Source organism: Streptomyces sp. NPDC000594 (assembly GCF_040299965.1).
Lineage (GTDB): Bacteria > Actinomycetota > Actinomycetes > Streptomycetales > Streptomycetaceae > Streptomyces.
The window spans coordinates 56,187-82,297 of sequence record NZ_JBEPCY010000002.1 but is presented as its reverse complement, the minus strand read 5'-3'; the positions used below and the strand labels follow the sequence as shown (position 1 = coordinate 82,297).

General features: G+C 70.5%; 19 protein-coding genes and 2 tRNA genes. 7 read left to right on the top strand and 14 right to left on the bottom strand.

Features of this window, described 5'->3' with window-relative positions; translation table 11 throughout:
• The first annotated feature begins 65 nt into the window (after positions 1-65).
• Positions 66-139, top strand: a tRNA-Lys gene (locus ABT354_RS03120).
• 23 nt (positions 140-162) lie between these two features.
• Here ABT354_RS03120 and ABT354_RS03115 read toward each other — a convergent pair.
• From ABT354_RS03115 to ABT354_RS03100, 4 genes are all read right to left on the bottom strand, one after another.
• Positions 163-1,902: an AMP-binding protein gene (locus tag ABT354_RS03115; RefSeq protein ID WP_351488231.1), complete on the bottom strand. Its 1,740-nt coding sequence runs from the start codon at positions 1,900-1,902 to the stop codon at positions 163-165.
• A gap of 59 nt (positions 1,903-1,961) precedes the next feature.
• A complete protein-coding gene (locus tag ABT354_RS03110) occupies positions 1,962-2,552 on the bottom strand; it encodes a lytic polysaccharide monooxygenase auxiliary activity family 9 protein (protein WP_351488229.1) in 591 nt (196 codons plus the stop codon).
• A 604-nt stretch (positions 2,553-3,156) separates the two neighbouring features.
• Positions 3,157-4,374 carry an SPFH domain-containing protein gene (locus ABT354_RS03105; RefSeq protein ID WP_351488226.1) on the bottom strand — a complete coding sequence of 406 codons (1,218 nt, stop codon included), beginning with the start codon at positions 4,372-4,374 and terminating at the stop codon, positions 3,157-3,159.
• A complete protein-coding gene (locus ABT354_RS03100) occupies positions 4,371-6,008 on the bottom strand; it encodes a peptidoglycan-binding protein (protein WP_351488223.1) in 1,638 nt (545 codons plus the stop codon). The genes ABT354_RS03105 and ABT354_RS03100 overlap by 4 nt, the downstream gene beginning before the upstream one ends.
• A gap of 181 nt (positions 6,009-6,189) precedes the next feature.
• Between ABT354_RS03100 and ABT354_RS03095 the strand changes: the two genes are divergently transcribed.
• From ABT354_RS03095 to glxA, 3 genes are all read left to right on the top strand, one after another.
• A tRNA-Lys gene (locus ABT354_RS03095) sits at positions 6,190-6,263 on the top strand.
• A 569-nt stretch (positions 6,264-6,832) separates the two neighbouring features.
• Entirely contained in the window at positions 6,833-8,779 is a 1,947-nt protein-coding gene (locus ABT354_RS03090) for a glycosyltransferase family 2 protein (RefSeq protein WP_351488220.1), read from the top strand.
• Positions 8,776-10,746 (top strand): radical copper oxidase GlxA, encoded by a 1,971-nt coding sequence (glxA, locus tag ABT354_RS03085; protein WP_351488217.1) that lies wholly within the window; start codon positions 8,776-8,778, stop codon positions 10,744-10,746. The genes ABT354_RS03090 and glxA overlap by 4 nt, the downstream gene beginning before the upstream one ends.
• A gap of 98 nt (positions 10,747-10,844) precedes the next feature.
• On the opposite strand, the gene ABT354_RS03080 is transcribed toward glxA, so the two are convergent.
• The 5 genes from ABT354_RS03080 to ABT354_RS03060 form a co-directional block, all read right to left on the bottom strand.
• Positions 10,845-11,843, bottom strand: coding sequence for a glycoside hydrolase family 6 protein (locus ABT354_RS03080; protein WP_351488214.1), 999 nt, complete (start codon positions 11,841-11,843; stop codon positions 10,845-10,847).
• A 497-nt stretch (positions 11,844-12,340) separates the two neighbouring features.
• Entirely contained in the window at positions 12,341-13,036 is a 696-nt protein-coding gene (locus tag ABT354_RS03075) for a class F sortase (protein ID WP_351488211.1), read from the bottom strand.
• 1 nt (position 13,037) lies between these two features.
• Positions 13,038-13,772 (bottom strand): hypothetical protein, encoded by a 735-nt coding sequence (locus tag ABT354_RS03070; protein WP_351488209.1) that lies wholly within the window; start codon positions 13,770-13,772, stop codon positions 13,038-13,040.
• A 267-nt stretch (positions 13,773-14,039) separates the two neighbouring features.
• Positions 14,040-14,819, bottom strand: coding sequence for an HAD-IIA family hydrolase (locus ABT354_RS03065; RefSeq protein WP_351488206.1), 780 nt, complete (start codon positions 14,817-14,819; stop codon positions 14,040-14,042).
• 148 nt (positions 14,820-14,967) lie between these two features.
• Positions 14,968-15,708 carry a hypothetical protein gene (locus ABT354_RS03060; protein ID WP_351488203.1) on the bottom strand — a complete coding sequence of 247 codons (741 nt, stop codon included), beginning with the start codon at positions 15,706-15,708 and terminating at the stop codon, positions 14,968-14,970.
• A 498-nt stretch (positions 15,709-16,206) separates the two neighbouring features.
• Here ABT354_RS03060 and ABT354_RS03055 point away from each other — a divergent pair, with 498 nt between their 5' ends.
• Entirely contained in the window at positions 16,207-17,289 is a 1,083-nt protein-coding gene (locus tag ABT354_RS03055) for a Gfo/Idh/MocA family oxidoreductase (protein WP_351488200.1), read from the top strand.
• A gap of 8 nt (positions 17,290-17,297) precedes the next feature.
• On the opposite strand, the gene ABT354_RS03050 is transcribed toward ABT354_RS03055, so the two are convergent.
• From ABT354_RS03050 to ABT354_RS03040, 3 genes are all read right to left on the bottom strand, one after another.
• Complete coding sequence (locus tag ABT354_RS03050) at positions 17,298-18,158, bottom strand: fumarylacetoacetate hydrolase family protein (protein WP_351488197.1); 861 nt, start codon at positions 18,156-18,158, stop codon at positions 17,298-17,300.
• 175 nt (positions 18,159-18,333) lie between these two features.
• On the bottom strand, positions 18,334-19,071 hold the full coding sequence (locus ABT354_RS03045) for a YidC/Oxa1 family membrane protein insertase (protein ID WP_351488195.1): 738 nt from the start codon (positions 19,069-19,071) through the stop codon (positions 18,334-18,336).
• A 105-nt stretch (positions 19,072-19,176) separates the two neighbouring features.
• Positions 19,177-19,569, bottom strand: coding sequence for a DUF6412 domain-containing protein (locus tag ABT354_RS03040; protein WP_351488192.1), 393 nt, complete (start codon positions 19,567-19,569; stop codon positions 19,177-19,179).
• A 396-nt stretch (positions 19,570-19,965) separates the two neighbouring features.
• On the opposite strand from ABT354_RS03040, the gene ABT354_RS03035 reads away from it, so the two are divergent.
• Positions 19,966-20,979: an SEC-C metal-binding domain-containing protein gene (locus ABT354_RS03035; RefSeq protein WP_351488189.1), complete on the top strand. Its 1,014-nt coding sequence runs from the start codon at positions 19,966-19,968 to the stop codon at positions 20,977-20,979.
• Positions 20,980-21,057: 78 nt separating this feature from the next.
• Positions 21,058-24,195, top strand: a complete 3,138-nt coding sequence (locus ABT354_RS03030; RefSeq protein ID WP_351488186.1) for a DEAD/DEAH box helicase — start codon at positions 21,058-21,060, stop codon at positions 24,193-24,195.
• 7 nt (positions 24,196-24,202) lie between these two features.
• On the opposite strand, the gene ABT354_RS03025 is transcribed toward ABT354_RS03030, so the two are convergent.
• Entirely contained in the window at positions 24,203-25,318 is a 1,116-nt protein-coding gene (locus ABT354_RS03025; RefSeq protein WP_351488184.1) for an MrcB family domain-containing protein, read from the bottom strand.
• A 230-nt stretch (positions 25,319-25,548) separates the two neighbouring features.
• On the bottom strand, positions 25,549-26,031 hold the full coding sequence (locus ABT354_RS03020) for a COG4315 family predicted lipoprotein (protein ID WP_351488181.1): 483 nt from the start codon (positions 26,029-26,031) through the stop codon (positions 25,549-25,551).
• Positions 26,032-26,111: the final 80 nt, after the last annotated feature.

Sequence of the window (26,111 nt, the reverse complement as noted above, 5' to 3'; positions counted from 1 at the left end):
ACGGAGGGCTCCAGGGCGGGTGGTCACGAGCACCCCCGGGGACCAGGTAGTATTTATCCCGTCAAGCGCCGCTAGCTCAGTTGGTTAGAGCAGCTGACTCTTAATCAGCGGGTCCGGGGTTCGAGTCCCTGGCGGCGCACAGACGATCTTCGGGCGTCCTGGTCATCCAGGGCGCCCGAAGGCGTTTCCCCCGCCCCCGCCCCCGTACCCGGGCCCAGGCCTGAAGGCGCTCTCCCGGCCGTGCTCCCGGTAGCGGGCCTCCAGCGCGGCCCGGTCCGCCCCGGTGAGCGGCCGGTACTCCGGCCCGGCGCCGGGGCGCCACCACAGCTCCGCGCAGTCGAGACCGGTACGGCGCAGCTCCGCCCGGTGGATCTTGTGCGTTGCGGTGACGGGCAGCCCGGCCATGATCCGGACGAACCGGGGCACCGCCTTGGCCCCCAGATCGGACTGTGCGGCGAGGAAGCCGGCGAAGCCCACCGGATCGAAGCCCTGCCCCTCCGCCTCTCCCGGGCCCGCCGCCGCCGGTACCAGCGCCACCATCACCTGGTCACCGGAGACCGGATCCGGTACGGGGTAGACGGCCACCGCCCCGGCCCCGGCCCAGCGGGCCAGGATCGCCTCGATCAGCGCGGTGGCGAGATTCTCGCCGTCCACCCGTATCCGGTCGTCGGCGCGCCCGGCGAAGTGGAGATAGCCGTCCGTGTCCCGGAAGAAGAGATCGCCGGTCCAGAACCAGCCGTCCCGGGTCCGGGCCGCCTCGGCTTCGGGGTGGTGCCAGTACCCCTCGAAGGGGCTCGGGGAGCGGTTCACCAGCTCCCCGATGGCGGCGTCGCCGTTGAGCAGCCGGCCCTCGGGGGAGAGCACGGCGGGCTCCCGTTCACGGCCGGTCGCCGGGTCGACCACGGCGAGATCGTCGCCGGGTGCCGCGCGCCCGATCGCGCCGGGCGGGGCACCGGGGGTCCGGCGCAGCGAGACCCCGCCCTCGGAGGAGCCGTACCCCTCCACCAGCGGCACGCCGAAACGGGCGGTGAAGCGGGCCGCGTCCACCGCGCCCGCCTCGGTGCCGAAACCCGTCCGCAACCGGTGGTCGCGGTCGTCGGGGCGCTCCTCGGTGGCCAGCAGATACTGCACGGACCGGCCGACATAGGTGAAGTAGGTGGCGCCGAACTCCCGTACGTCGGAGAGGAATCCGGAGGCGGAGAAGCGGTCCCGCAGGGCCACCGAGGCCCCGGCCGCGAGCGCGGGCGCCCAGCCGCCGATCACCGCGTTCCCGTGGAACAGCGGCATACAGAGATAGTGGACGTCGTCCGGGCCGGTGCGGAACATGTCCCGCAGCGCATGGCCCGCTTTCGCCACCCGGCCCTGGGTGCGGATCGCCGCCTTGGGCGCGCCGGTGGAGCCGGAGGTGAAGCAGAGCAGCAGCCGGGTGCGGGGCCCGACGGGCCCGAGGGTGTGCGCTCCGGGCTCGGCGCCCGCATAGGGGGCGAGCAGCTCCGCGTACTCCTCGGAGTCGGTGACCAGCACCCGGGTCCCCGGCAGGTCGAGCCCGTCGAGGAGGGGCAGCAGGGTGCGCCGGGTGAGCAGCACCCGGCACTCGGTATGGGTGATGTCCCGGGCCAGCTCGGCGCCGCGCCGAGTGGGGTTGATCCCTACGACGGCGGCCCCGGCCAGGGCCGCCGCGCCGAGCCACAGGGGGAACTCGGGGGTGTTGTCGAGCAGCACCCCGACATGCGGCGGTGCTCCACGTGGCAGCAGATCCACGAGGAGCGCCGCACGTGCGGCGGCGCCGGAGGCCACCCGGTGGTGGCTGAGGACCCGGCTCCGGTCCCTCAGCCCCACCCGGTGATCACCCCACTGGCGCTGTACGAGTTCCGCGATCGTCGAGACTTCCGCGATTCCCATGGCACCGCACGGTAACTGACGAGGCGTCAGTCATGAATGCCCTGCCGGGCACGGAACGGTCAGAACTTGACGTCCGAGCAGGCGTAGAAGGCGTTCGGGGTGTCGTGGACCGTCCAGACGGCGAGGACCACGTGCTTGCCGCTGCGGCTGGGCAGGTTGCCGGTGTGCGACAGGGTCGCCGGCGGCTGCTGGCCGTTGAACGGGACGGTCAGGAAGGGCTGGGCCTCCAGAGCCGAACGGGTCAGCTTCTGGTTGGGGTTCCACCCCTGCTTGGTGATGTAGTACTTGAAGTCGGTGGTGCGGTGACGGGCGGTGAAGCGCCAGGTGAAGGTCTGGTTCTGGCCGGAGGAGACCTGGGTGGCGGGCCAGTTGCCGCCACGCGGGTCGTCCAGCTGCGAGAACTGGCCGTTGCCGCCGGCGCAGATCGTGCCGTCGGCGGGGCCCTGGGCCGGGAAGCCCTTGAGGCCCTCGACGCTCTGGGGCTCCCACTGGATGTTGCCGCAGCCGCTCAGCGTGCCATTGGCACAGACCTTCTGACGGCTGGGCAGGGGGGAGTCGGTGTAGCCGTGGCTGCTGGCGCTGCCGGTGGCGACGACGGACGCGCCGGCGACGAGCAGGCCGACGGTGGCGGCGGTGAGTTTGTTGCGCATGCTTCGCTCCAGGGAAACGTGGGGGAGTCCGGTGAGCCGTGCTGCACGTACGTGTGGGGGTAATGCCGTGGGGATACGAGAAGCGCCCCTAGCGGCGCCCTTCAGGTCTAGACCAAGCACCAATGTAGGGAGGGAGGTTCACCATGTCCAGACCAATCTGAAACCTGTCGTTGGTCCGAACGGCCCTTCCCCTTTACGCGGATGTCAATCCTCCATATGGCCGCGCACGGCCGGTGGCACCCCTACGGGCCCTTTCGGGCGGCTCTGATCCATCGCTTCCGCTTGTGTCCGGGAAGCCCCGGTCGCCCCGCCCGAGCAGGGTCCGGGCGGCTTCGGTGACGCTTTGGTTCCAGCGCCGTCCGGCGGTGGCGGAAGGGAGCGGTTTCGGACCCGCGCCGGCCGGCTCACGGGCCCGTCCGAGGAGCGCCCCGGGCCCGCCCGGCGCCCTCGCGAGGGCCGGGCCCCGGGGCATCGCACGGTGATCCCGGCCCGGCGCCCGACCTCCCGCACGACCTCCCGCACGGCCTCGCGCACGACCCCTCGGCGGACCCTTCGCCCAGTCCGCCGGCGCGTCCGCCGCCCAGTCCGTCGCCCAGTCCGCCGCTCAGTCCTCGGAGAGCGTGGCCCGGCCCGAGTAGAACGCCACCGTCAGATCCTTGACCAGCGCCTTGCGCTCATAGTCGTCCAGCTCCACCAGCCCGCGCGCGGTCAGCCGGGTCACCGTGTCGTCCACCGCGTCCACCACCGAGGTCAGCACGGCCTCCCGGTGCCGGGCGTCGATCGCCGCGATCCGGCGCCGCCGCATCGCCACCGCCACCTCGGGCGCGTACTCGATCGTCACCGGCTGGGCCGAGAAGACCTCGACCCCCACCGCCGCGCACTCCCCCGCGAGCGTCCTGGTCAGCGCTCCCCCGACGGCCTCCGCATCGCGCAGGGTCGGGGCCCCGCCGAGCCCGGGGGGCGCCGAGCCCGGGTCCGGGGGGTCGACGGGCAGCCGGGAGAGGACCCGGCTCAGCGCGGCCTCGACCTGCTCGCTCAGATAGTCCTCGTGGTCCTCGATCCCCAGGACCGCCCGCGCCGTGTCCCGTACCCGCCAGACCACCAGGACCACGACCCGCAGCGCCGTCCCGTCCGCGTCCACGGCGGACATCGGCTCACTGCGCCAGTGCCGCAGCCGGACATCGACCCGGCGCCGCAGCAGCAGCGGATTGACCCAGAAGAGACCCGGCCGGCGCACACTCCCCCGGTACTCGCCGAAGAGGGTGAGCACCCAGGCGTGGGCGACCTGGGCGCGGCCGATGCCGCCGAGGGCGAAGAGCGCGCTGAGCACCCCCAGCGCCACGAGGCACCACAGACCGAGACCGAGTCCCTGGTACGGGTAGGAGGGCAGCCCGAGGGCCCGGGTGATCATCCCCGGGAGCGCGCCCGCGCCCCACAGGACCGTACCCACCCCGGCGAGCGCGCAGAGCGCGGCGACCATCCCGGTCCAGCCGGGGAGCGCGGCGGCCGGGCGCTCGACGAGACCGGGGTCGGCCGCCGGGCCGGGCCGCTGCGGCACGGGGACCCGGTCGGTGCGCACCGGCAGCGGGTCCCGGGCGATCCGGGGCTGCTCACCGGTGCCCCGGCGGCGGGCGACCACAGCCGGGCGGAGCGCCAGCGGCGGGGAGTCATGGTCGCGGAAGAGCAGATGGACCGGGATCTCGGTGGTCGCCTCCTGGGAGATGACCGGGGTGTGGCGGGGGGCTCCCGGGGGGCCGTGGGGGGCGGGAGGCGCGTCGGGGAGCGTGTCGCCGCCCTCGGGCTCCGATGTCGTCGTCGTCATGACCGTGTCCGCCTTCGCTGTTCGTTCCCTGTCCCCTGGGCCCCCGCCGGTCCGGTGGCCGTACGGGTCCGCACCCGCGCGGCGGCGCCCGCCCCGGTCCCCGGCTCGCCGGGGAAGAGCAGCCGCCAGGTGTGCGGGCCGGGATAGCCGTCGGCCTCCGCGCCCCGCCATCCCTGGGCCCGCTGGAAGGCCTCGACATTGCGCCGGTCCGCCTCGCCCCAGCGGGGGCCGGGGCCCGAGGTGTAGTACCGGTCGAAGCCGAGCAGGCGCAGCCGTTCCCCGAGCCGGGTGACCTGCGGGCTCTCCGATCCGGGCCGGAAGACACCGGGCCCGGGGTACGCGAGGGGTGTCCCGGCGGTGTCCGAAGCCCCCGGCGCACCCGGCAGGGCGGCGGCGTCAGGAGCGGTGGCCGGGGCATCCGGCGCACCCGGGGCGTCCGGAGCACCCGGGGTGCCCGGCGGGATGTCCCGGCCCCGGCCGGTCAGCAGCAGCTTCCAGGTGTCGGCGCCGGGGACCCCGTCGGCCTCCCGGCCCCGCCACCCCTGCGCCCGCTGGAAGGCGGCGGTGGCCCGGCGGTCCGCCTCGCCCCAGCGCGGCCCGGGGCCGGTGGCGTAGTAGCGCGCTCCCCCACGGCGGACCAGCATCCGGCCGAGGTGGGTGACGTACTCGTTCACCGCGCCGGGCCCGAAGAGCGACGGGCCGGGGAAGATCACGGCCCCCGCCGGGCCCGCGCCGCCCGTACGGTCCTCCAGCACCCCGAGGTAGCGGTAGGCGAGGTAACGGTCGGAGTTGTTCCAGTACGCCAGGGGTGTGGTCTTCCGCCGGGCATGCGGTTTGGCCTGCTCATAGGCGGTGTAGCGGGTACGGGCACGGTCGGCCCAGCCGCCGAAGAGGGTGACATGGGAGCCGGTGGTGGGGTCGGCCGGGTTGTGGAAGAGCAGGATGTCGCCGGGGCGCAGCTCGTCGCGGGTGATCCGTACGGCGTAGCGGTCGAGGCTGCCGGTCCAGGCGTTGCCGGGGAGGTGCCAGGCCATGGAGACAAAGCCGGAGCAGTCCTGGCGGTAGCCGTCGGTCCAGTACCGCTGGGTGCTGTAGGGGACCTGGGCGGTCACCCAGGTCCGGGCGCGTTCGATGATCTCGGCCCGGGTGAGGGGGACGCCGGGGACCGGGACCACCGGGACGGCGGGTACGGGAGGCATCGGGGGGAGGCCGGGTACGGGGGGTACGGAGGTGTCGGAGGGGGCCGACCGCCCGCTCGGGGCGCCGACGCCGCCGGGGCTGCCGGGGGCCCTGGGGCTCCGGGGGCCCTTGGGGGCGGGGGCAGGGGCGGTGACGGCCGGCGGGAGCGCGGGGCCGCCGTGCAGGGCCGCACTGCCGCCCTGCTCCTGCCCGGCCCGGTCCCGTCCCGCCCGCTCCTGCCCTCTCCGCTCCGGGGCCGCCGTGGCGGCGTTGTCGAGCGCCTGCGCCGGGGCACCGCCCAGCACCACTCCCGCCGCCGTGACCAGCACCAGCGCCCGGCGGCAGCCCTGGGCGGCCGGATGCCCCCCGGCCGCCAGCGCCCGGCGGCGCTCGACACACCCCGGACAGCCGCAGTCGGCCGGTGGCTCGTACTCCTCGAAGACCGGCACCGCCATGGCTCTCCTCTCCGCACCTCTCCGTACCGCTCCGCCGGGGGCCGCGCCGGGCGCCCCGCGCTGTCTTTGGGGCCCATTTTGGGGGACCTAAGGGACAAAACGACCATCCGACAGGCCGTACGCGGTCGGATAATGGTCAGGACCACCCCTCGGGGTCCGGTAGAGTTACGCCTGTCAGCAGGCGCCGCTAGCTCAGTTGGTTAGAGCAGCTGACTCTTAATCAGCGGGTCCGGGGTTCGAGTCCCTGGCGGCGCACGCGTCACGAAGGCCCTCCACCACGGTGGAGGGCCTTCGTCGTGCCCGGCCGCCTCCACCGCGCAGGCACCCCCGAGCGCTCAAGCCCCCGACGCTCCGCAGACACCCCCGCACCCAAGCCCTCGGCGCCCAAGCCCCCGGCACCCCGCAGGTGCCCCCGCGAGTGGCGCCGGGCGAAAGATTCCGGCCACTCCACCCCATGCTTTCGGCATTTTCGCAGGATCGCTGCGGATCGTACGCATGACCGATCTCCGGTACTTCGTCCACCCGCCCCACCGGAGCGGCCGAGGACCCTATCCTGAATTCGGTTCAATGACCAGGGGCCTTGTCCCAGCGCAGTTGAGGGGAGCTGGAACGCCAAATTCCGGTTCTGTCGCGAGGGGAGGGGGCCCCTTGCGCGAACTGATCGTGGACCCGGCATCATGCAACCGGCGAGTGACTGTCCTCCGTCAGAGCGGACAGTGGTTCGCCACCTATCAGTTCAGGCCAGCGGGTCGAGGGGGCTCGCGGTCGGGACGCACCGAACTCGACACCGCACGCGCTCACCCCGCGTGTTGGGGGGATGACTCATGATGACGCCCAGCTCAGCTGGGGAGTCCGGCGACCCCAGCCGGACGACCCAGCTCAGAGTGCTCGCCCACCTCAGACCCGGCGGCAACCGCCAGCAGCCGGCGAAAACCCTGCCGAAATACGACTACGAGCACTACAGCCGGCTGGCCGGACCCCTCACCCAACCGGACCCGGACACGCCGTACCGGGTCCAGTACCGCTCCCTGATATCCCAGGAGACCCGCCGTATCCGCGCGGCACTGCTCCTCGGCGCGGCCCCGCTGGTCTCCCTCGGGCTCTTCCTCTGGCTGATGCAGCCCTCCCACTGGACCGAGCGCGACCCCAACCTCAACGACGACACCCTGGTCGCCCTCGATGTCGTCATGCTGGTCTCGATCGGTCTGATCGAGCTGTTCCGTACCCTGAACGTCCTCTCCAACGCCCATGCCACCCTGGTGGCGCGCGACCCCGTGCCCGTGGTCCCCGAGTCCGGCACCCGGGTCGCCTTCCTCACCTCCTTCGTCCCGGGCAAAGAGCCCCTGGAGATGGTCACCAAGACCCTGGAGGCGGCGGTCCGTATCCGCCACCGCGGGGTGATGCATGTCTGGCTGCTCGACGAGGGCAACGACCCCGCCGTCAAGGAGGTCTGCGCCAAGCTCGGCGTCCACCACTTCTCCCGCAAGGGCGTGGCCGAGTGGAACACCGAGAAGGGCCCGCACCGCGCCAAGACCAAGCACGGCAACTACAACGCCTGGCTCCAGGCCCATGGCGACGACTACGACTACTTCGCCTCCGTCGACACCGACCATGTCCCGCTCCCCAACTATCTGGAGCGGATGCTCGGCTACTTCCGCGACCCCGATGTGGGCTTTGTCATCGGCCCCCAGGTCTACGGGAACTACGACACCTTCGTCACCAAGGCCGCCGAGTCCCAGCAGTTCCTCTTCCACGCCCTGATCCAGCGGGCCGGGAACCACTACGGCGCCCCCATGTTCGTCGGCACCTCCAACGCCGTCCGGATCTCGGCGCTCAAGCAGATCGGCGGTCTCTACGACTCCATCACCGAGGACATGGCGACCGGCTTCGAGATCCACCGGGCCAAGAACCCGGCGACCGGCAAGAAGTGGCGCTCCGTCTACACCCCGGACGTCCTCGCCGTCGGTGAGGGCCCCACGGCCTGGACCGACTTCTTCACCCAGCAGCTGCGCTGGTCCCGGGGCACCTACGAGACGATCCTCAAGCAGTACTGGAAGGGCTACGGCAGCCTCCCCGCCGGCAAGCTCTTCAACTACACCATGATGATCATCTTCTATCCAATGTCGGCGCTGAACTGGATCCTCGCCGCCCTCAGCTGCGCCCTCTTCCTGGGCATGGGCGCCTCGGGTGTCCAGATCGACCCGCTGATCTGGATGATGCTGTACGGGAACGCCTCGGCGCTCCAGATCGGCCTCTACATCTGGAACCGCCGCCACAATGTCTCGCCGCACGAGCCCGAGGGCTCCGGCGGTCTCGCGGGCATGATGATGTCGGCGCTCTCCGCCCCGATCTACGCCCGTTCGCTGCTGGACGCCGCCCTGCGGCGCAAGAGCAAGTTCGTGGTGACCCCCAAGGGCGACTCCTCCAGCCCGGACACCCTCTTCGGGACGTTCCGCATTCACCTCTTCTTCATCGCGGTCTTCGGGGCGTCACTCGTCTCGTCCTTCTTCCTCGGCCATGATCACCCAGCCATGATCACGTGGGCCACGCTGGCGATGCTGATCACGGCGTCGCCGATCCTCATCTGGTGGCACGAGCTGCGCGAGGAGAAGAAGGAGAAGAAGCGGGGACGGCGCCGGCGGCGCTCGGGGCCCGCTTCCCAGGCCACCGCCGCCGGTACCGCCACCTCCGACCCGGCCCCGCCCGGCTCCCCGGCCGCGCGGGACCCCGAACAGACCATGCAGATCGCCCTGGGGGGACGTAAGAAATGAGCAGGCAGGCCGCCCGGGCCCAGCGCACGGCCCGGATCAACCACCGCAGGAGGCGGGCCCGCCGGATAGCCATCGGAGTGGTGGTCGTCGCCGCCATCGCCGGGATGAACGGACCGGCGCTCTGGCGCTACGGCAACGCCAAGTACCACGCGTACAAGATCGACCAGCCGGAGTACAAGGCCGCCAACGGCAAGTGGACCTTCCTGGACATCCCCTCCGAGTACCGCGTCAACGGCATCCACGCCGCCCTGCTGCACACCGGCAAGGTGCTGCTGATCGCGGGCTCCGGCAACAACCAGAAGAACTTCGACGCCAAGAAGTTCGAGTCCGTGCTGTGGGACCCGGAGACCGGCGCCTTCAAGAAGATCCCCACCCCCAATGACATGTTCTGCGCCGGACACACCCAGCTGCCGGACGGAAAGCTGCTGGTCGCGGGCGGTACCAAGCGGTACGAGAAGCTGGAGGGCGATGTCACCAAGGCCGGCGGCCTGATGATCGTCCACAATGAGGACCCGGACGCGCCCAAGACGATCCCCGCCGGGACCGAGTTCACCGGCCAAAAGAACGGCAAGACCTTTGTCTCCAAGGACCCCGTCCTGGTGGAGAAGGCGAAGAAGGTCTTCGACCCGAAGACCGGACGGTTCCTGCGGACCGAGGCCGGGCTCGGCCGGATCTATGTGGAGGCCGAGCGGAGCGGCAAGAAGTACGAGACCGGCACCGAGGACAACTACCGCGTCCAGGGGCTCAAGGGCGACGACCGGCGCAATGTCTATGGCATCGCCCAGAAGCTGGCCCTCGACAAGAAGGACTTCCAGGGCATCAGGGACGCCTATGAGTTCGACCCGGTGGCGGAGAAGTACATCCCCGTCGACCCCATGAACGAGGCCCGCTGGTACCCCACCCTCACCACCCTGGAGGACGGGCGGGTCCTCTCCGCCTCCGGCCTGGACGAGATCGGCGCCATCGTCCCCGGCAAGGACGAGATCTACGACCCCGAGACCAAGAAGTGGGAGTACACCGGGAAGATCCGCCGCTTCCCCACCTACCCCGCGCTCTTCCTCATGGAGAACGGCAAGCTCTTCTACTCCGGCTCCAACGCCGGGTACGGGCCCGCCGATGTCGGCCGTGACCCCGGTGTCTGGGATCTGGAGACCAACAAGTTCGACAAGATCCCCGGGCTGAGCGACGCCGACCAGATGGAGACCTCCGCCACGGTGATGCTGCCGCCCGCCCAGGACCAGCGGTTCATGGTCATCGGCGGCGGCGGGGTCGGCGAGTCGGAGAACTCCAGCGAGAAGTCCCGGCTGGTGGACCTGAAGGAGAAGAAGCCCCGCTTCCGCGACGGCGCGTCACTGGAGAAGGGCACCCGCTACCCCAGCGCCTCGCTGCTGCCCGACGACACCGTGCTGGTCACCGGCGGCTCCGAGGACTACCGGGGGCGCGGCGGCTCCAACGTCCTCCAGGCCCGGACGTACGACGCGAAGACCGGGAAGTACCAGCGGGTCGCCGACCCCCGGGTGGGACGGAACTACCACTCCGGCTCGGTGCTGCTCCCCGACGGCCGAGTGATGATCTTCGGCTCGGACTCCCTCTTCTCCGACAAGGCCAACACCCGGCCCGGCGTCTTCGAGCAGCGGGTCGAGATCTATGAGCCGCCCTATCTCTACCGGGACAGCAGGCCCGAGGTGAGCGGCGGCCCGAAGACCATCGAGCGCGGCGGGTCCGGGACCTTCAAGGTCGGTGGCGGGAAGCCGGTCACCGGCGCCAAGCTGATCCGGCCCAGCGCCGTCACCCATGTCACCGATGTGGACCAGCGCTCCATCGCGCTGGAGATGAAGAAGACGGCGGACGGGATCACCGTGACGGTCCCGGAGAACCGCGCCCTCGTCCCGTCCGGGCGGTACATGCTCTTTGTCACCGACGCGGAGGGCACCCCGTCGGAGGCGGTGTGGGTGGAGGTCCCGTGAGCGGGTACGGTCACCCGGCCTGAGGTGACACGGAGGGGGCGGGACCACCGGGTCCCGCCCCCTCCGTCTGTCCGTACGGGGTCTGTCCGTACGGGCGGTCAGGCGCTTTTACGGGCGAGTTCCAGGGCGTACTCCGGCCACCAGTCGCCCGCCTTGGGGCCGCCCTTGCAGTCGCCGTCCGACTCACCCGGGCGCTTGATCCACAGATAGGCGTCGATCAGCGGGTCCCCGGTCCCGGTCGTCGGCACCTCGCCGAGCGCCCGCCCCGGCGGATTGCACCACTTCTCCTTCGGGTCGCCCCCGGTGTACGGGCCGTTGCCGTTGCGGCTGGTGTCGATGACAAAGGGCTTGCCGCCGACCTTGGCGGAGAGGCGCTTGCCGAACTCCGCGCTGTCGGCGGTCGAGTAGAAGTTGGAGACATTGACCGCGAAGCCGTCGGCCCGGTCGATCCCGGCCCGGCGCAGCGGCTCGTGGAGGACGTCCGGCTGGGACCAGCCCGCGTTGCCCGCGTCCAGATAGACGGTGGTCCCGGGCTGCCGCTTCAGCCGCTCCACCGCCTCCCGCATCAGGGTGTACCGCTCCTCGTGGAACTCCTTGGGGGTGCAGCTGTCCACGAGATGGAGCACGGCGTCCGGCTCCAGGATCACGGTGGCCCGGCGGTCGCCGATGCCCTGGGCGACCCCGTCGATCCAGGCGCGATAGGCACCGGCGTCGGCGGCACCGCCCTTGGAGAACTGGCCGCAGTCGCGGTGCGGGATGTTGTAGAGCACCAGCAGGGCGTCCCGGTCGGCCTCGGTGGCCCGCTCGGTGATCCGCCGGGTCTGGCCCTCGGGGTCCTCGGTGCCGATCCAGTCGGCGGACGGCTGGCTCGCTATCCGGTGGATCAGATCGGCCTTGTCGTCCTCGCCGCTCTCGCGGTACTCGGCGACCTGGCGGGCCGCACTGCCCTCCGGGTTGACCCAGTACGGGTCGGTCGCCTTGGGCTGCTGGCCGACGCCCTTCTCCTGGGACTTCTTCTCGTCGGAGGAGCACCCGGAGAGCAGCAGAACCGCCACCCCGGCCCCCGTCATGGCGCGCCCGGTGCGCGTCCTGTACATCCGCTCCCCCTCGTGCCGGCCGGCCGGCCGTCGCGGCGATGATCGGTCCTGGTCATCCTGGCACACGGGGTCGGCGGGCCACGAGGCCCGGCACCGCCCCGCACCGCCGGGGTGTCCGGAGCACCCGGGGCGTCGGGAGCACCCGGGGCGTCCGGCACCGTCCAGGGCACCCGGGGCGTCCGGGGCGGGCGAGGCGCGCGACGGGAGCCGGACCGCCGCGACGAGTTCACGACAAGGCGTCACCGGGCCCTGGGCCGGGAAGGCTCCCGGCCCTACAGTGGCGGCATCGGCCCGGACCTGCCGTCACCGTGGTGGCATCGGCCCGGACACGCCGTCCCCGCAGAACCATCACGGGCCCTCCCGTACCGGTGCCGGGTTCCTCCCGCGGCCCGTGCACCGTGCGGTCGAGGACCGGCCCGGCCGGCGGCTCCGGGGGGAGCGGGCCACCGGCCGGGCCCGGTCGTGACCGGCACGGTGCCCGCCACGGTGGCCGTCCGTCAGGAGGGCTTGAGCCCCGTGAGATACGCGGAGACGACGACATTCGAGGTGTAGCTGCCGCTCGCCCGGTCGAAGGTCCCGCCACAGGTGATCAGCCGCAGCTCGGCCCGTCCGTCGCGGCGCGGCCCGTACACCTTCCGCGCGTCGAACCGGTCCCGTTCGAAGACCTGGACGTCGTCGACGACGAACCGGGCCACCGAGCCGTCCGCGCGGACCACCCGGACCTCCGCACCGGGGCGGGCGGCGCTCAGCCCGTAGAAGACGGCCGGCCGGGTCTCGGTGTCCACATGCCCGACGAGCAGGGAGGCCCCGCGGGCGCCCGGCTGCGTACCCGCCCCGTACCAGCCCACGGACTGTGCCATGGCGTACGGCGGCGGGTCGATCGCACCCGCCGCGTCAAGGCCGCGCGCGACGACGGCGGCGCTGATCCCGAGCGAGGGCACCTCGACCCGCTGCGGGCGGGCGGGGGCGACCGGGTCATGGGCGGGCGGCAGCGGCACCCGCGGGGGCCGTCCGACGGCGGCAACATCGCCGGTGGTGGGCGCCGGGCCGGTGGCGCCGTCGCCGGAGGCGTCCCGCCCCCAGAGCCAGAGCCCCAGCAGCAGCACCGCCCAGAGGACCCCGGTGAGCAGCCGCCCGTGTCCGGGGGCCGGGTCCGGGGCGGCCCGGTCGCCGGGACGTTCCTCGGCGGACATCTCAGTCCGAGCCGGTACGGCGCCGACGGGAGGAGCGGAGGGCGACCGCCACGGCGGCGACGCCCGCGAGGACCAGGCCGATCACGGTGTGCGGGGTGCTGGGGCCGCCGGTGGTCTCGTCGTCGTGGCGCTGCTCCTGGCCGGCGGCGAGCGGTGCGGCCCCGCCGCCGCCCGCGCGGACGGGGGCGACGGGCGACGGCTCGCCCCGGTGCGCTCCGCCGCCGGTGACCCGCAGGGCCCCGGCGGCACGGTGCTCATGGCCGTCGCAGCGGACGGTGACGGTGTGGCCGCCGGGGGCGGCGTGGGAGCGGACGGTGGTGCTCCCGGAGAGGGAGTGCCCGGCGGAGCCCCCGTCGTTGCCCGAGCCCCCGTCGTGGCCCCCGTCACCGTCGTTGCCGGAGCCGCCGTCGTTGCCGGAGCCACGGCCGTTGCCGGAGCCGCCCGAGTCATGGGAGTCGCCGGATCCGCCGTCGGAGCGTTCCGTGTCGTACGAGGTACGGCCCCGGCTCCCCCCGCCCAGCTCCGCGTCGGTCGTGAAGACCGGGGACACGGCCGTCCCGGTGGTCCCCCGGCACCCCTGCACCCGGATCTCCACCTCGTCCCCGGCCCGCACCTCGGAGGGGTGGGTCGTGACGGTGACCGAGTCCCGGGCGTGGGCGGCCCCGGCGGTCGAGGGGCCGATGGCGAGCGCGGCGACCACGGCCGCGGCACGGAGAGCGATGGAAGTGGGACGCATCGTGAACCTCCTGGTACCGCAAGATTCACGCGTGTGGCGCGTTTTCGCATCCGCAGCCGCCGCCAGTCGTCCCATTCACCCGTCCGAGCTGCCTGGATACGGGAACGGGAGCACGCAAGCGGGTGGTGGGGCGTCACCCGTACGACCTAACGGGCCCCGCACCCGTACCGCCCACCGGGCAGTTCCGGCCCCCGGGCCCTTCCGGGCGCCGGGGTGCCGTGTCATGTCATGCCGTGCTGTGTCATGCCGTGCCGTGTCGTGCCGGGATCAGATCCGGTCCACCAGGTCGGCGATCGAGTCCACGATGCTGGACGGGCGGAACGGGTAGCGGTCTATGTCCGCGGGCGTTGTGACCCCGGTCAGCACCAGGAAGGTCTCCATGCCCGCCTCCAGACCGGCGAGCACATCCGTGTCCATCCGGTCGCCGATCATCGCGCTGGTCTCGGAGTGGGCGCCGATGGCGTTCAGACCGGTGCGCATCATCAGCGGGTTCGGCTTGCCCGCGAAGTACGGGTCCTTGCCGGTGGCCTTGGTGATCAGCGCGGCGACCGACCCGGCGGCGGGCAGCGGGCCCTCGGTGGACGGCCCGGTCTCGTCCGGGTTGGTGCAGATGAAGCGGGCACCGCCGTTGATCAGCCGGATCGCCTTGGTGAGCGCCTCGAAGCTGTAGGTCCGGGTCTCACCGAGCACCACATAGTCGGGGTCGTGGTCGGTGAGGACATAGCCGATGTCGTGGAGGGCGGTGGTCAGCCCCGCCTCGCCGATGACATAGGCGGTGCCGCCGGGGCGCTGGTCGTCCAGGAAGCGGGCGGTGGCCAGGGCGGAGGTCCAGATGTTCTCCACCGGCACATCCAGGCCCATCCGGGCGAGGCGGGCATGGAGGTCCCGCGCGGTGTAGATGGAGTTGTTGGTCAGGACCAGGAACGGCTTGCCGGTCTCCCGGAGCTTGGTGATGAACGCGTCGGCGCCCGGGATCGGCACACCTTCGTGGATCAGGACACCGTCCATATCGGTGAGCCAGGACTCGACGGGCTTGCGTTCTGCCATCAACGGGACTCCTGCCGTGCTGCGGCCTACGGGACGCGGGGTTCTGGTGTGCCGGAGGCACGGCACTGTGTCACCCCGACACCGACAGCCTAATGGCGTCACTCCACCGGGCGCCTGGTCAGCCGGGGGTTTCCGGTGCGGAAGGTGATCAGCGGCCCCCCGTGCGCAGCCGCCGGGAGACCAGGGCCAGGGCGCAGCCGCCGAGCAGGACGGTCAGCAGGGCGGCCCCCAGCCGCAGCGGCGACCCGGCTCCGGTGCTGGCGAGTTCGTCGCGGGGGGCGGTGGCCCCGGCGGGGAGGACGGTGAAGCGGTAGTCCGGGGACTCCCCGACCCAGTCGCCGTCGTCGCCGTGGCGCTGGATGACGGCGGCGTTCACGGTCACCTCGTTGGGCGGGGTGTCCGGGGCGAGGGCGAGGCGCACCCCGACCTCGACGGTCCGATGGCCGGGCACCGCGAATCCGCTGGTGGCGTCGGCGTCCAGGACGGCGACCACCTCGTCCTCGCCGCTGGTCTCCAGCTCGGCGGGGCGCCAGCGGGCGGCGGCGGTGTCATAGAAGTCCAGACTGATCCGCTCCCGGGTCAGCCCTGGGTCCCGGGCGGTGAGGACCAGGACGGGGTGGATGTTGCGGCAGGAACGGTCGGTGCGGTTGGCGAGTTCCACGGTCCACCGCTCGAATCCGCCGCCGGGGCGGTGGAGCTCGGGGCCGCCGCGCATCCGGGTGTCGATGGGGAAGTCCCGGACGGAGGGCGCGGCACAGCGGGGGGCGCGGACGCCGTTCCCCACGATGTCGCGGTGGGGGTCGGCGGCGACGGGGGGCGGGAGGAGGGCTGCGGCGGTGGCCGCCGCGATGACACCGGCGGCGAGGGAGGTGCGGGTGCGCGGTCGCATGGGTGGGTGACCTTCGCTGATCGTGCGGTGATCCGGTGGGGGATCGTGCGGTGATCCGACGGAGCGGGTCGCCGCGAGCCTTCCCCGCCCCCGGCCGGTGGTGGTGCGCAGCGCGCCCGTACCGCCCCGAACAGCCGTGCAACTCCGCCCCATCAGCGTAGGGCGGGAAGGGCGGGAGCGCTTGTTGTGGCGCGGCCGGGGGTGGCCCGCGCGGCCGGGATCGGCCCCGTGCTCGCGGGAGCGGCCTCGTAACCTCCCGGGAGCGGGGCCCGGCGCTCCCACGAGCGGGGCCCGGCGCTCCCCCGGCGCCCAGGGGTGCTCCGTGACCCCCTGCGCTCCCGGTACTCCCTGCACTCCTGGCGCCCCGGGGTGTCCGGTACCCCCGGGGCGCCCGGTGCCGGCGGTCCCCCTACCCCCCTGGCCCTCCCGATACCCCTGGTCACAGCGGCGCTCGCCGGGCTGCTTGCACCCGGGCAACAGCGTTGCTTGAGTGGCCCCATGACTGGTACGGGTGACCGCGCGCTGCGCGTCGGGCTCGTCGGCTACGGCACGGCGGGCTCCTTCTTCCACGCCCCGCTGATCGCCGCCTCCCCCGATCTGGTGCTGGACACCGTGGTGACGGCCAACCCGGAGCGCCGGGAGCGGGCGGGCGCACAGCTCCCCGGGGTGCGGTTCGCGGAGCGGCCCGAGGAGCTGTGGGAGCGGCGGGACGGTCTCGACCTGGTGGTCCTCGCCTCCCCCAACCGGACCCATGTCCCGCTCGCCACCGCCGCGCTGCGCGCCGGTCTGCCGGTCGTGGTCGACAAGCCGATCGCGGCGACCGCCGCCGAGGCCCGGGGGCTCGACGCCCTCGCCACCGAGCGCGGACTGTTGCTCTCCGTCTTCCAGAACCGCCGCTGGGACGGTGATTTCCTCACCCTCCGCAAGATCCTGGCGGAGGGGACGCTCGGCTCCGTCCGGCGGTTCGAGTCCCGGTTCGAACGGTGGCGGCCCCAGCTCAAGGGCGGCTGGCGGGAGTCCGGGGACCCGCAGGAGATCGGTGGACTCCTCTACGACCTGGGCAGTCATCTGGTCGATCAGGCGCTGACCCTGTTCGGTCCGGCGGTACGGGTCTACGCGGAGGCGGATGTCCGGCGGGCGGGCGCGGAGGCGGACGACGACACCTTCATCGCCGTCACCCATGCCGGCGGTGTCCGCTCCCATCTCTTCATGAGCGCCACCGCCGCCCAGCTGGGACCGCGCTTCCGGGTGCTCGGCGACAGCGCGGGCTTTGTGAAGTACGGGCTCGACCCCCAGGAGGCGGCGCTGCGCGCGGGGGCGCGGCCGGCGGCGGGCGAGCCCTGGGGGGTGGAGGAGGAGTCCTACTGGGGCCGGCTGGGCGCGGGCGAGTCACCGCTCACCGGGGGCGGGGGCCCGGTGGAGACGGTGCCGGGGGACTATCCGGCGTACTACACGGCCGTCGCACGGTCGCTGCGGGAGGGGACACCGCCGCCGGTGACGGCGGGGGAGGCGGCGGCGGCCCTGGATGTGCTGGAGGCGGCACGGCGGTCGGCGGAGCGGGGCGTGACGGTGTCGCTGTAGGGCGTCGGTCAGGCGTCGCGGAACCGCTGGCGCTGGCGTCCCAGCCCGTCCACCTCCACCTCCACCACATCCCCGGCCCGCAGATAGGGCTTGGGCTCGGGCTGTCCGAGGGCGACCCCCGCCGGGGTGCCGGTGTTGATCACGTCCCCGGGGTAGAGGGTCATGAACCGGCTCACATAGCGCACCAGCTCGGCGACGGGGGCGATCTGGTCGGCGGTGGTGCCGTTCTGGCGCAGCTCACCGTTGACCCAGAGGCGCAGCCGGAGCGCCTGGGGGTCCGGCACCTCGTCCCGGGTCACCAGCCAGGGTCCCAGCGGGTTGAAGGTCTCGCAGTTCTTGCCCTTGTCCCAGGTGCCACCGCGCTCGATCTGGAAGGCGCGCTCGGAGACATCGTGCGAGATCGCGTAGCCGGCGACATAGGCCAGCGGATCCTCGTCGTCGCCGACATAGCGGGCCGTACCTCCGATGACCACGGCGAGTTCGACCTCCCAGTCGGTCTTCTCGCTGCCCCGGGGGACCAGGACGGTGTCATAGGGGCCGACCACCGTATCGGCGGCCTTGAGGAAGATCACCGGCTCGGTGGGGAGTTCGGCGCCGGTCTCGACGGCGTGGTCGTGGTAGTTGAGGCCGATGCAGACGACCTTGCCGACCCGGGCCAGCGGCGGACCGACCCGTACCCCTTCGGAGGGGAGTACGGGCAGGTCACCCGCGGATTCGGCGGCGCGGATACGGTCCAGGGCGGCGGGGTCGGCGAGCAGTGCGCCGTCGATGTCGGTGACCAGACCGGAGAGGTCGCGCCATCGCGTACCGTCCCGGTCGAGCAGGGCCGGGCGCTCCTCGCCCGCCGCACCGACACGCATGAGCTTCATGTCCGCCTCCTTCGGGCCCGTCTCGACGATCGGGGAGTCCGGCCGATCGGCCGGTGGATCGCCCGGCCGATCGTTCCAAGAGATCCGATGACCGCGCAAGAGCGGGCCGGTTTCCCGTACCGTCTCCGCTCCCCTACCGTCTCCGCTCTCCGCCGCTGTCCTCTGTCCTCTGTCCTCAGAGCGGGTTCGCCAGGGCACCGGCGGCGGGCATGTCCCGGTAGAGGAAGGCCCGTTCCACCGATGCCCAGGTGGTGCTGGTGACGATGTACAGCGCGGCGGCGAGCGGGACGACCGCGACCGTCACCAGGGTGGCGAACGAGAGCAGCGGCATGAACCGCATCAGCGCGGCCGTGCCGGGAGGGGCGTCGGGGAGCTGCGGACCGGCCGCGGACTGCCGCCGGGCGCGACGGTAGTTGACGACGGCGACCGCGGTGACGATCGCGAAGAGCACCAGATAGACCGCGCCCGCGCCGTCGGCGATCTCGCCCCGGCCGAGCGCGTCGGTCCAGCGCTCGCCGAGCGGCGCGGCGAGCAGGGTGTGGGTCAGCAGCTCATTGGGCTCGCCGCCGATCCGGGAGCTGGAGAAGAGGTGGTACAGCACAAAGAAGGCGGGCAGCTGGAGCAGGCTCGGGAGGCAGCCGGCGAGCGGCGAGGTCTTCTCCTTGGCGTACAGCTCCATCGTCGCCCGCTGGAGCCGCTCGGGGTTCTTGGCGTGCTTGCGGCGCAGCTCGGCCACGCGGGGCGCGAGGGCGGCGCTCGCCTTCTGCCCGCGGGCGGCGGCGCGGGAGAGGGGATGGACGGCGAGCCGTACCAGCGCCGTGAAGACGATGATGGCGGCGGCGGTGGCGGAGCCGAGGAAGAGCGGCTGGAGCAGCTCGGCGAGCCGTTCCACAAGGGTGGCGAAAACGGACATGGCGGGTGAACCCTCCGAGGGGTCGTCGTGCCTGAAAGGGAGAGGCGGCATGACGTTGCCCACGTGGAGCGTTGGTGGGAGCGGGGCTCCCGGCGGTTCGCGCTCCTACGCGGCCGTCGGAAGGGCGTACCCGGGTGCCCTGGGGCGACTGCGGCCCGCGGCGTCGGGATCGCGCTGCGGCAGGAAGGCGGTGCGCCGTTCCCGGTCGCGGATGGCGGTACGGACCCGGCCGCGCGGCACCACGGGGGTGCACCGGGCGGCGATGACCGCGCAGAAGATCAGCGCGGAGGCGACGGCGGAGGTGGCGGTCGCGGTCAGCGCGACGGCGGCGGAGAGAGTGCTGCCGTCGAAGAGCAGCAGGTCGACGGCGATGAGCAGGGCGAGGACGGCGGGACGGAGGGCGGCGGCGAACCGCTTCAGCTCGGCCGGCCACCACGCGGCGGCGGACCGGCTCGTCCCGGCGGGGCGGGGCACGTCGGCGAGCCGCTTGAGCTCCATGTCCCCTCCCCCTCTTCCCCTGTACCGGCCTTTGCGCCGGCCTTCGTACCGACCTTTGTGTGCCGGCCTTTGTGCCGGCCTTCGTACTGACCTTTGTGTACTGGCCTTTGTGTACTGGCCTTTGTACCGGCCTTCGGCACCTGCCGGGCCGGATCCCCTCCGTTATACCCGATGCCCCGCCCCCGACGCCTTGTGCATCCGCATCCCCGTGACCACCCCCTCCTTCCCCGCATGCCGTCGACACCCCCTTGATGGCCCCTTGACGCGTCCTTGACGAGCCCTTGATGGACGCTTGATCGGTCGGCCCGGCGCGGTGGGGCGGAGCACGCTCCCGCCCTGTTCCCCCGACCCCGGTGGCCGATCATCCGGTGCCGTCACCGCAGTACGGTGTCCCCCATGCGCCCCGACACCCCTCCCGATCACATCGCCGAAGCCGAGCGTCTGCTGCGCACCGCGACGCAGTACCCGGAGGACTCGGAGCCCCTGCTGCTCCAGGCCGCGGCCCACCTGGAACTGGCCGGGGACCGCGAACGCGCCTCCACCCTCTACGACCGGCTGCTGACCTCCGGCCCCGACCGTCCGCATCTGGTGAAGGCCCTCCAGGCGGCCAATCTCTGGGAGTACGGCCATGAGGCCGAGGCCCGCGCCCTGATCGCCGGCATCCGCGCGGCGGGCCCGGCGGACCCGGCGCCCTGGGAGATCGTCGCGGAGACCCTGGAGGCCCATGACGAGCTGGACGCCTCCCACGCGTGCTTCACCGAGGCGGTGACCCTGCTGCTGCCGTCGGGCGAGGACGAGGTCCCGTACGAGACCCAGACCCTCCTCACCGGCCGCCACCGGGTCCGCCGACTCCTCGGCCACCCGCACGACGGCTGGGACCTCCGCGCCGACAAGGTCCACGGCGGCCAGTCGGACATCCCCCTGGACGAACTCCACGACCCCAACCGCCTGTGGGCCCTGGGCTCGGACAACCCCGCCGAACTCCGCGCCGAGATCGCCCGCCTCCGCTCCGAACTGGGCTCATACCGCTCGGCGCTCTCCCGCCCCTTCCCGGTCGCGGTCCTCCACTGGCCCGCGCCCGAGCTGACCGAACTCCTGGCCGCGTACCCCGAACTCGAGGCGGAGTACCCGACCCACGCGGCCCACCTCACCGACATCGAGGCCTCCCTGCGCGACCTGGCCTCCACCGGCACCGCCAACCTCGGCATCGTCACCGCGACCGTCCCCGCCTACGAGGCCTTCGCCGCCTCCGAACAGTCCTCCCCCGCCCTCGCCGACCTCCTCCCCCAATTCACCACCACCCTGGCCGCCCGCGGCCGCGCCACCCCTTGGCCCCCTCCCCGCAACGGCCCCTGCTGGTGCGGTTCGGAGAGGGCGTACCGGGACTGCCACGGCGGGGACAGCTTCTGATCACAGCTCGACCACCCCCGATCAGGCTGTCAGCAGCTCCTGATATCACTGAGAGGTCGAAACGGGGAGAGGTGCGCGATGGCAGACTCCGCTCAGGGTTCTCAGCCGGTAGCTGGACTTTACGAGCAGCTGATCACACTCCGGCTGGAGAACCAGCTCAAGGTCCTCAACTCGCGGGAGGGTTGGCGCGCGATTGATGGCGATGTGGGGCCTGAGTCGTCGGCTCAGGTCATCGCACGCCATGTCGCCCAGACGGCCAAGCAGGTGTTGGAGCGGCTTCCCGTGGCTGAGCGGGTCCACGCGGCGAACCACATCTTGGAGTCCATCAGCACCCTCCAAGGAGCCCAGGAATGGGTTGATCTCATCGCCGAGGGGCCTCGCCAGCTTCTCTCGATCGCTCAGCAGGAGGAGCCGGGCGTCTACTCCTTGCGGCCTGCTACCCCGCTCTCGGAGACCGCGCTCATCACCAACTCACCCGAAGACCCCAGCCTTGGCTTTGAGCTCCGCACCGAGCTCGCGACTGCTGACCGAGTCGATCTCCTCTGTGCCTTCGTCAAGTGGCATGGCATCCGTGTACTAGAGCAGGCCCTTGCGTCGGCACACGCCCGCGGTATCCCGATTCGCGTCATTACTACGACCTATATCGGGGCTACCGAACGGCGTGCATTGGACGCACTGGTTCGACGGTTCGGGGCCCAGGTACGCATCAACTATGAGCTTCGCTCCACCAGGCTCCATGCCAAGGCATGGCTTTTCCGCCGCGAGAGCGGCTATGACACCGCTTACGTCGGAAGCTCCAATCTGTCCAAGGCAGCGCTCCTGGACGGACTGGAGTGGAATGTCCGTCTCTCCTCCGTGGCCACCCCCGACGTGCTCCGCAAGTTCGAGGCTACGTTCGACTCCTACTGGAGCGATGCAGCGTTTGAGCCATACGACCCCGATCGGGATGGCGATCGTCTCACCGAGGCGCTCTACGTCGCCGGTCGAGGCAGTGGCCCATCACGGGAGCGCGGTGTGGCCCTGTCGGGGCTTGAGGTTCGGGCCTACCCTCATCAGCGGGACATGCTGGAGCGCCTTGAGGTGGAACGCACGGTGCACCATCGCCATCAGAACCTTCTGGTGGCCGCAACCGGCACGGGCAAGACGGTCATGGCCGCTCTTGACTACAAAGCATTGCGCCAGAAGCACGGCCGCGATCTCACCCTGCTCTTCGTCGCCCATCGGCAAGAGATCCTGAGCCAGTCGCTGAGGACCTACCAAGATGTGCTCATCGACGCAAATTTCGGCGAAGAGCTCCACAGTGGGCTTCGCCCCAAAGGCTGGAATCATGTCTTTGCTAGCGTTCAGAGTCTCAACACTCAGCGCCTACAGGAACTGCCGCCTGATCAATTTGACGTCATTGTCATCGACGAGTTTCACCATGGGACCTCGCGCACCTATCGGAACATCCTAGATCACTTCAAGCCTCAAGAACTGCTAGGACTGACGGCCACCCCGGAACGCATGGATGGCGAAAACATCCAAGATGCGTTCTTCGATGGCCGTATTGCCGCTGAACTGCGGCTGTGGGAGGCATTGGAGAACGAGCTCCTCAGCCCTTTCCACTATTTTGGCGTCACCGACAGCACCGACATGAGCTCGATCACTTGGAAACGGGGCAGCTACGAACCAGCAGAGCTGGATAATTTGTTCACCGGAAATAAGGCTCGTGCTCGACTCATCATAAAAGCAGTCAAGGACAAGGTAACCGACCCCGGATCCATGCGCGCTCTGGGCTTCTGCGTCTCCGTTCAACATGCCCATTACATGGCAGACTCCTTCCGCCAAGCCGGTCTCCATGCTCAAGCTCTCTCCGGGGAAACACCCAAGGAAGACCGCAAGGCAGCATTGAATGCACTCAAAGCAGGTGAGCTCCAGGTAATCTTCTCTGTCGATCTCTTCAATGAAGGTCTGGACATACCCGATGTCGACACCCTGCTGCTGCTCCGACCGACATCCAGCGCCACGGTCTTCCTTCAGCAACTAGGGCGTGGGCTCCGGCGAAGCGAAGGTAAGTCGGTGCTCACCGTCTTGGACTTCATTGGCCAGCACCGAAAAGAGTTCCGTTTCGAGGAGCAGTATCGCGCCCTAACAAACCTTACACGCAATCGACTCCTCGACAGGATTGAGAAAGACTTCCCCCAGCTCCCTTCTGGCTGTCAGATCATCCTTGAACCTAAAGCCAAGGAGCGGATCATCGAGAATATCCGCAGCCAGATCAATGTAAACGTCACACAGCTCGCACGGGAAGTAGCCCACTACGGCGAACCCAGGCTGGCGAATTATCTAGCAGAGAGCCAGAGGCAGCTCAAAGAGGTATATCGTGGAAACGGAAACTCCTGGACAGGATTGCTGCGCCGGAGCAAGCTACTGGCGACTCCTATCCCGGAAGGCGAATCCAGCCTTCTCAAGAGAGCCCCTGCCTTCCTTCACGTTGATGACCCTCAGCGCATCGACGCCTATCAGGGCATCCTCGCAGACGACGCACCGGACTATGAAGCACTCAGCGAGCTGAATCAAGCGTATGCCCGCATGCTTATCTTCTCGCTCTGGCCCCTTGGCGGATTCGCCACCTATCAAGAAGCCCTCGATCGGCTCCGCCCACAGCAGGCGTTTCGCGATGAGATCTGCCAGGTACTGGAGTACGCTCGGAGCAATATCGAGCATGTCCCTGTTTCATTGCCTGATGCGCTCTCGACTCTTCCGCTCACCGTCCATGCCTCCTACAGTCGCGAAGAGATCTTGCCGGCATTGGGGCAGTCCACCATCGGCGGACTGATGCCAGGACACTTCCGCGAAGGCGTGCGCTGGTGCTCAAATATCCAGACGGACGCACTGTTGATCACTCTGGAGAAGGACGAGAAAGATTTCTCGCCGCAGACTCGGTACCGCGACTACGCCTTGAGTGAATTCCAGTTCCACTGGGAGTCACAGAATCAAACCTCAGAGACATCACAGACAGGGGTGCGATACCGCGAGCACCAGGCTCTCGGGTCCCATGTTCTTCTTTTTGTCCGCCGCTATCGAAAGACCGATATTGGCGGCCCGCAGCCATGGTTGCTACTGGGGCCTGCCCGCTATGTCACCCATGAGGGAAGTAAGCCCATGGCCATCACCTGGGAACTTCAGCAGGAAATCCCCGCGGATGTTTGCTCCTACTCACGGATCGCCAGCTAGCAGACCATCAGCCCACCATGCTCCATGCAACGGCAAGCGGCGTCCCGCGCCAGCCGTTCTCCGTTTGCCAGATAGCCGCTATTCCTTGATCTTCAAGGTAGGTGGCATAGACGCCGATATTTGCGGTAAAGAGAGCCAAGAGGTGAGGCTCCGGCTTGCCGCGCTCTCGGTAGAGGAAGTAGCTGTACTCCTTCAGTTGGCCCACTGCCTCACGTACCGCGGCAGTTGAGTTATCTGACCGTACAACCTTCGCCTCAACCAACCACTCTGGTCCTGCATCTGGCTTCTCCCCTGCCAGATGCAGGACCAGGTCCTTGGGGTGGACTCGCACGGTGCTCGGCTTATATCCACGACTGGCTATGTACGGCCCAAATTCAGCAATCAGGCGCTCGTGATGACGATTCTTGATTTGCTGTTTAGCTGCAATGTGAGCGACATAGGCGCGACTATCCTTCGGGTGGAAGGCGCTCAAAGGGTCTACCATCCCGTGGCCACCTCCCTCATAGCTAACGTCGAGCAGACTGCTCTCTTCGTCATGCCAAGAGAGTTGCGCTAGCTGAGCAGCCGCTGCCGCCTGAAGGAGGTGCATGGCATGCTCAAGATCTACCTGCAACACCGCCTCGCTCGGCAGCTGGGCTATCTCATAGCGGCGGGAGGCTAGGCTCGCGGCCTGATAGGCCCGCGGTTTCACGGCAGTAGAGCCAAAGTGAGGGCGGTCTGCCCACCCCTGCATCAAGGCCGCCGGAAGCTTCTGACGCAGCTGGTCTGCCGTGCGCTCAAGATGCTGCCGCAGCGCTTCGCCCTCACCCAGGCGGTCCTCTAGCCGTGAGACGCCCTGCTGGAGAGTGAGGGTGACCGACGCAAGGTCCGCACTGAAAATGTAGGCAAGGTACAAGCCTTCCTTCGGGTCCTGCGTGATGTCCTGATGGAACACCCCAACCCATGGAGTCGAAGCGGCGGAGCCTTGCCCTCCTCGCCCCTTCGCAACGTATCCCTGCGGCAGCGAGAGTCCCGCATGCTTCTCGATTCGCCTGAGCAGCCGCTGACCCGGTACATGCGCCTTGGTCCCGGCGGATTGCTGGTATGTGGCTGCCACTCGCAGCAGAAGATCGCGCATGTCCATGACGAGACGCTAGGACAGGTTTTCGATTCCTTCAAGATCAAGCACACCCCGGCGCGCGCCCCGACCCGAGAGGGGCTAGAGCACCACCCAGGCTGAGGGCCGGCGGCGTACCGCATTCCCGGTAACCCCCCGCCGGCGGGGGACGTTCGGCGTTGGGTCACCGGGAATGGGTGGGCCGCGGCGGGCGGGGGGACAGTTCCGGCCGCCGCGGGTCTGGGGTGGGGTGGGGGTCAGGCGGGGGTGCGGATGAGGGTGGCGTCGGGGGCGAGGGCGAACCATTCGCCGTCGAGGCCCTGGCCGTTGGTGTCGCCGGGGAGGGTGTCGCCCACGTAGTAGTAGAGGGGCCGGTCGCCGTAGACGGCCTGTTCCGTGCCGGGGGTGTGCTCGGTGCGGGTCAGCAGGGCGGGGCGGGTGCCGGGGCCGGCGGTCAGGGGGCCGGTGGAGGTCAGGGCCGGCCAGCGGGTGACGCAGTCGGCCGAGCAGCGGGTGGTGGAGGCGTAGAGGGTACGGCCCGCGCCGTCGACGAGGATCCGGCCGAGTACGGAGTCGGCGACCCGGACCGAGGCGGCCGGGCGGGGAGCCGGGGAGGCCGAGGAGGCCGGCGAGGAAGCGGCGGGCGGGTCTCCGGAGGAGTCGGCGCACGCGCCCAGCGCCAGCAGCGAGAAGGTGGCCGCCGCGGCGGTCAGGAGCGGGGCGGCTCGGTTCCTGGGCATCGTGGGTCCCCCGGAGTGATGACGTTGCTCGGTCTGCCCCTAGAAACGGAGACAACTGACCGACGGTTCAACCCATGAGA